The sequence below is a fragment of the Myxococcus sp. AM011 genome, assembly GCF_013372595.1.
GTDB classification, from domain to species: Bacteria; Myxococcota; Myxococcia; order Myxococcales; family Myxococcaceae; genus Myxococcus; species Myxococcus eversor.
Genome location: NZ_JABXEM010000423.1, coordinates 1 through 6150, shown reverse-complemented (window position 1 = coordinate 6150; position 6150 = coordinate 1). Strand labels below are relative to the sequence as shown.

Annotated in this window: 7 protein-coding genes; 6 read left to right on the top strand and 1 reads right to left on the bottom strand. The window is 69.1% G+C overall.

Annotation, left to right across the window (positions count from 1 at the left end; all coding sequences use genetic code 11):
* Nucleotides 1-564 precede the first annotated feature (564 nt).
* A complete protein-coding gene (locus tag HUW62_RS45160) occupies nucleotides 565-1302 on the bottom strand; it encodes a hypothetical protein (RefSeq protein ID WP_176437968.1) in 738 nt (245 codons plus the stop codon).
* A gap of 35 nt (nucleotides 1303-1337) precedes the next feature.
* Here HUW62_RS45160 and HUW62_RS45155 point away from each other — a divergent pair, with 35 nt between their 5' ends.
* The 6 genes from HUW62_RS45155 to selD all read left to right on the top strand — a co-directional run bounded on the left by HUW62_RS45155 (nucleotide 1338) and on the right by selD (nucleotide 6147).
* On the top strand, nucleotides 1338-1841 hold the full coding sequence (locus HUW62_RS45155) for a regulatory protein RecX (protein WP_163866810.1): 504 nt from the start codon (nucleotides 1338-1340) through the stop codon (nucleotides 1839-1841).
* 10 nt (nucleotides 1842-1851) lie between these two features.
* Complete coding sequence (locus HUW62_RS45150; protein WP_163866811.1) at nucleotides 1852-2628, top strand: outer membrane protein assembly factor BamD; 777 nt, start codon at nucleotides 1852-1854, stop codon at nucleotides 2626-2628.
* Nucleotides 2625-3329: a hypothetical protein gene (locus tag HUW62_RS45145; RefSeq protein ID WP_176437967.1), complete on the top strand. Its 705-nt coding sequence runs from the start codon at nucleotides 2625-2627 to the stop codon at nucleotides 3327-3329. The genes HUW62_RS45150 and HUW62_RS45145 overlap by 4 nt, the downstream gene beginning before the upstream one ends.
* A 41-nt stretch (nucleotides 3330-3370) precedes the next feature.
* The gene (locus tag HUW62_RS45140; RefSeq protein WP_163866813.1) at nucleotides 3371-4093 is read left to right on the top strand and encodes a lipopolysaccharide assembly protein LapB; all 723 of its coding nucleotides are present in this window, start codon (nucleotides 3371-3373) and stop codon (nucleotides 4091-4093) included.
* A 5-nt stretch (nucleotides 4094-4098) separates the two neighbouring features.
* The gene (locus tag HUW62_RS45135) at nucleotides 4099-5034 is read left to right on the top strand and encodes a DUF4388 domain-containing protein (protein WP_163866886.1); all 936 of its coding nucleotides are present in this window, start codon (nucleotides 4099-4101) and stop codon (nucleotides 5032-5034) included.
* A gap of 72 nt (nucleotides 5035-5106) precedes the next feature.
* Nucleotides 5107-6147, top strand: coding sequence for a selenide, water dikinase SelD (gene selD / locus HUW62_RS45130; protein ID WP_275902387.1), 1041 nt, complete (start codon nucleotides 5107-5109; stop codon nucleotides 6145-6147).
* Nucleotides 6148-6150 lie beyond the last annotated feature (3 nt).

Genomic DNA, 6150 nt, shown 5'->3' with positions numbered 1-6150 from the left:
CGCCCAGGCCGCGCGTCCTCCGGCGCCCGCGCCCCCTCGTCCGGCGCCCGCGCCCGCCGCGGCTCCCGCGCCAGCGGCGGGTGGGGACGACGACTTCCAGATCGAACGCTTCTGAGCGCTGGAGCCGGGCCCATCCATTTCACCGGATGGGCCGGTTCGGTCCGCGCGACGCGCTCCACGCGGGCGCCATTCCGCACTGTCCGATGGGACGGTTTGCCTGGGTGAGTCGCTCTGCGCAGGAGCTGATTCGCTGAGTGGTGGTCGAGCCCATCCGTTTCACCGGATGGGCCGGCCTGGCCTGGGCGAATCGCTCCGAGCGGACGCCATTCCGCCCGGCCTGATGGGACGGTTCGCTTGGGTGATTCGTGCTGAGCGGGAGCCGCTCCGTTTCACCGGGTGAGCCGGCACGCCTGAGTGTGCGCATCGAGAGGTCGCGTCGCCCATTTCAGCGGACGAGCGGGCCCGTTCGAGCGCCCCAGTCCAGCGGATCCGCAAGGGCAGGGGCCTCGCTGCTCAGGGTGGATCCGCGAAACGGGCCTGGCCTCGACGTAAAGCGCGACGTCGCTACGCGTCTTCCTCGCCCAGCATGGCGCGCAGGCGCGACAGGCGCAGCGGTCCCATCAGGCCCTCTCGCGCGAGCACCTGGAGGAGCTGAGCGGCGGCGTGCACCTTGGCCTCCTGCTCCTCCTCGGGCTTGTTGGAGATCTCCGCGTCGAACAGCGCTTCGATGTGCTCGGGGTTGACGGGCGCGGGCCCTTCCTCCCAGGCGATGTCGAACAGCGCGCGGGCCATCGTCTCGCGCACCTTGCGCTCGGCGTCGTTCGGCGCGCCCTTCACGAACCCGAGGAAGAGGGCGTCCACCGCCTCCTTGGTGAGCGCCGCCAGCGCGGGCACCTCACCCAGGGACTCCTTCACGTACTCACGGTCGAACGAGTCCACGTCCTGCGCGTAGCCGAAGGCCTCCTCCAGGAGGATGGAGGCGATGAACGCGTCCGTCTCCTCGTCACTGGCGCCTTCCTCGGCCAGCGCCGCGCGGGCCTTGCGGGCCGGCTCGCCCAGCTCCTCGTCGTCCAGCAGCGCGCGCGCCGACGCATGGGCCGCCAGCAGCACGAGCGCGGCCTGGGCATCCGAGGACAGGACGCGGCCTCCCACGTCCATCAGGATGGAGGTCTGGCGCGGGTGTGCCTTGGCGGCCTCGGTGAAGGACTTCTCCTCCGGGGCGAGGGACTCTCCCGCCTGTTGCTTGCGGAGCGTCTCCTTCGCGACATCGGCGGTGAGGAAGCGGGCGAGGACAGGGTGCATGCCCGCGCCTGTTACCACATGCTACGTATCCCGCCATGCTCTCGGAGGATGAAGGACCGGAGGCCGTCCAGCGCGCCACGGATGCGGGGCTCAAGCTGCTGGCCGCCCGAGCCCGCACCCGGCACGAGTTGCTCCAGGCCCTGGAGCGCAAGGGCTTCCCCACCTCTGTACGAGAAGCCGCGCTCGCCCGGCTCCAGGGCTGGGGTTACCTCGATGACGTTCGCTTCGGCCACGAGCGCGCCGCCTCCCTCCTGAGCGGGGGCAAGGGGCCCGCGGCCGTCCTCCATCGCCTCCACGCGCATGGGTTGTCCGAGGAGGAGGCCCGTGGCGCGCTCGACGCCGCCCGCGCCACGGTGGAGTTCGACGCCGTCGCCGCGGCGCGCACCGCCCTGGAGAAGCGCGGACTGTCGGCTCGCCCACCCGACGGGAAGGCATGGGCCCGCGCCGCACGGTTCCTGTCGGGTCGGGGATTCTCCCAGGACGTCATCCATCAGCTCCTGGGCGAACCTTCGCTGGACCCCTCGGGGCCGGACGAATAGCGTGGTGCCGATGCGTTCCGCCGTCGCCTTCCTGACCACCGTCCTGCTGTTCACCTCCGGCTGCGCCGCCCTCTCCGGCAGCCAGGGCGGAGACCCCGACTACGCCGTCACCGCCGAGGAGAACCTCCTGCTCGGCAGCGAGGCCCTGGAGAACAAGGACTTCCTCAAGGCCCAGAAGTACTTCGAGTACGTCCGCGCCAAGTTCCCCTACCAGGAAGCCGCGCGCGAGGCGGAGCTGCGACTGGCGGACGTGGACTTCGACCGCGAGGCCTTCCCGGAAGCCCGGGACCAGTACCAGTCCTTCATCAAGCTCCACCCCACCCACCCCAAGGTGGACTACGCGGCCTTCCGCTCCGCCCTCACCCACGTGGAGGACTACCCCTCCGACTTCTTCGCCCTCCCGCCCTCGGAGGAGAAGGACCAGGCCGAGATTCGCGCGGGGCTGTCCACCATGGAGGAGTTCCTCCGCCAGTATCCGGATTCGCAGTACGCCCCGGAGGCCAAGCAGCACGCGGACGAGGCCCGCAAGCGGCTGGCCGAGCACGAGCTGTACGTGGCCCGCTTCTACACGAAGCGCGAGCGCTGGAAGGCCGTCGCCCAGCGCCTGGAGGGGCTGCTCGTCAAGTACCCGGGCACGCCCGTCGAGGAGGAGGCCCTCTTCGACCTCCACGAGGCGTACGTGAAGCTGAATGACCCGAAGCGCGCGGAGGAGACGCTGCGCCAGGTGCTGCGCCGCCTGCCCGGGACTCCCGCCGCGGAGAAGGCCCAGCGCATGCTGGGCACGTGAGGACGACGGAGGAGTGGAGCCGTCTGGGCGGCTTGGTCATCGCCGGACTGGCGGTGCTCGCCGCCTGCGCGGTGCTCGTCCCCCGGCTCCTGGGTTTCGCCGCCGGGCCCGAGGCGGAGGTCATCACCGCCCTGAAGCGCACCGAGGCCTACGGGCTTTCCCTGCCCATCCCCCACTCGGCCATTCCGCTCACCTCCCAGGAGGTCCACTTCGCCCGAATCACGGTGACGGTGGAGCCCGGGGCGAAGCGGGCGGAGGCCTTCGCCACGCTCGACTTCGAGGGAACGCTGGGCGCCACCCAGGTGGGCACGGCGGGGGTGGAGCGGGTGCCCTTCGTCTTGAAGGGCGGTGACTGGACGCCGGAGCCCTCCGCCGCGCCCCGACTGGTGGCCGTCGTCGCCGCGCTGGAGGCCCGCCGCCGCGCGCTCGAGGCGGCGGACGCGGAGGCCCTGGGCCGACTGTTGGCGCCTGGAAATCCCGGAGTGGCGGGACCCGAATGGGACGAGCTGAAGATGTTGCGAGGACGCGTCTATCGGGCGGAGGCGTGGTACATCCGCCTGGAGCGGGAAGAAGCGGTCGTCACGGAGCACTGGCGGCTGCAGGGCTCTCTCCCGTCGAGGCCGGTGGACACCCGGGGCCAACGGTCTCTGTCGCTCACGCTTCACGGTGATGAATTCTTGTTTTCGCCCGGGCTCATGTAGGCTACCTGCGTCGGAGGCAGGGCCCGAGGACGGGCCGAGTCATGGAAGAGCCCCTCAAGCAGCTACTGACCCTCGGGCGCGGCTACTTCGAGAAGAAGCAGTACGCCCAGGCCGAGCAGTACCTCGCGAAAATCGTCGAGCAGAATCCGACGTTCGCGGACGTATTCAACATGCTCGGCATCATCTACCACGACCAGGGCCAGTTCGCCCGGGCGCAGCGGGCGTTCGAGTCCGCGCTGAACCTGAATCCGGCGTACACCGAAGCGGCGCTGAACCTGGCGGTCATCTACAACGACATGGGGAAGTACGCCGAGGCGAAGGAGGTCTACCAGGCCGCCTTGTCCCGGCAGAAGACCGGCCCCGGTGAGTTGGACCCCTACGTCGAGAAGAAGATCGCCAACATGTACGGCGAGATTGGCGACGTCTACGCGTCGAGTGGCGCGTGGCAGAAGGCGATTGAGGAGTACCGTCGCGCGCTGGGCCTGTGTCCCCAGTTCGTGGACATCCGCCTCAAGCTGGGCAACGCCCTGCGAGACGCGGGTGACAACGTGGCGGCCATCGCCGAGTACGAGCAGGTCATCACGCAGAACCCAGCCTTCATCCCGGGCCGTATCCAGTACGGCGTGGCGCTGTACTCCGCTGGACGCAGGGCGGAGGCGGTGCAGGTGTGGGAGGACGTGCTGGCGCGCAGCCCCGACAACAAGAGCGCGCAGATGTATCTCAACCTGGTGAAGGACCCCGGCAAGGTGGAGCAGGCGGGTTGATGACCATGGATATCGCGAAGACCTATGCCCTGAAGTTCATCTCCGGGAAGTACCAGGGCGGAGAGTTCCCGCTGAAGGCGGAGAAGCAGATCGTCATCGGCCGCTCCAGCGAGCTGGACATGGTGCTCGTCGAGGACATGGTCTCGCGCAAGCACGCGAAGATCAGCTTCTCGGGTGGGAAGATCACCATCGAGGACCTCGGCTCCACCAACGGCACCTTCGTCAACGGCGAGAAGGTGAAGCAGGCCGGGCTCAAGGAGGGGGACCGCATCCTCATCGGGACCTCCATCCTCAAGCTCGTGCACCAGGGCGTTGACGGCGCCAACGTGGACGAGGGCATGGCCAAGCTGAAGTTGGAGGAGGCCGCCGCCGCCCAGGCCGCGCGGACCACCACCAAGGGCAGCTCCATGACGGGGAAGATTGAGGAAATCCCCCTGCCGGACCTGCTCCAGCTCTTCCACACCTCCAAGAAGAACGGCGTGCTGGTCGTCAACAGCGCCCAGGAGGGGAAGATCTACCTGCGCCAGGGTCGCGTGTACTACGCGGTCATCGGCGACAACCACAACCTGGGTCCGCAGAAGAGCTTCAACCGCATCATCACCTGGGAGCAGGGCGACTTCGAGCTGCGTCCGGCGGACAGCCAGGAGTTCATGGTGGAGCTGGACTCGTCCACGGAGGCGCTGCTGATGGACGCGCTCCGTCAGCTCGACGAGCTCAAGCGCCTCCAGCCGAGCCTGCCGCCTCCGGAAGCGATGCTCCAGCTGGTCGTCCCGCTGGCGCCGCCGCTCAAGGAGCTGACGCCGGAGCTGTTGGACGTGCTCCAGCTCGTCATCAACCAGGGGACCCTGGTGGGTGTGTTGGATCGCGCGGACGCGGACGACGTCGTCACGGCCGAAGGGCTGGTCCAGCTCCTCAAGCGCGAGTACGTGCGCATCATCTGAGTCGTACACAGGGCCCGCCCCTCATCCGGGCGGGTCCGAAAAGGGGAACACGCCGTGGCGGACGCGAAGTCGGTGAAGCGCCTGCGCCTCACCGAGCTGAGTCACTGCGCGGGTTGCGCGGCGAAGCTCAAGGCCGGGGACCTGTCGAAAATCCTGGGGGGACTGAAGTCCTCCCGTGGCCCCCAGGCCCTGGTGGGCTTCAACACGAACGACGACGCGGCCGTGTACCGCCTCGCGCCCGGCCTGGCCGTGGTGGAGACGGTGGACTTCTTCCCGCCCGTGGTCGACGACCCGTTCCAGTTCGGCGCCATCGCCGCGGCGAACGCGCTGTCGGACATCTACGCGATGGGCGCCAAGCCGCTGTTCGCGCTCAACCTCGTGGGCTTCCCGGACGGCCTGCCGCTGTCGGTGCTCTCCAAGATTCTGGCGGGGGGGCAGTCCAAGGTGGAGGAGGCGGGCATCTCCATCCTCGGCGGCCACAGCATCAGAGACCCGGAGCCCAAGTACGGCCTGGCCGTCACCGGCGTGGTGCATCCGAAGAAGGTGCTCACCAACGCGGGCGCGAAGCCGGGCGACGTGCTGCTGCTCACCAAGCCGCTGGGCACGGGCATCGCCACCACGGCAATCAAACGCGGGCTCGCCTCGAAGCAGCTCCAGAAGCGCGTCATCGCGGTGATGACCACGCTCAACCGCGCCGCCGGCGAGGTCTTCGCGTCGGGCCGGTTCAAGGTGAACGCGCTCACGGACGTGACGGGCTACGGGCTGTTGGGCCACCTGTTGGAGATGATGACCGGCGCGAAGACGCGCGCGGCCATCGACCTGGAGCGCATCCCCCTCATCGCCGAGGTGCCCGCGCTGGCCGAGGCGGGGGTGGTTCCGGGGGGCACCCGGTCCAACCTGGCCCACGTCCAGAAGAAGGTCCGCTTCCCCAAGGGACTGCCGGAGGCGATTCAGTGGGTGCTCGCCGACGCGCAGACCAACGGGGGCCTTCTGGCCAGCGTGCCCGCCAGCGACGCGCTCAAGGCCCTCAAGGCCCTGGACAAGGCGGGCGTGGACGCGGCCCTCATCGGTGAAGTGCGGGCGGGCCGCCCCGCCATCGAAGTCATCGGCTGAAGC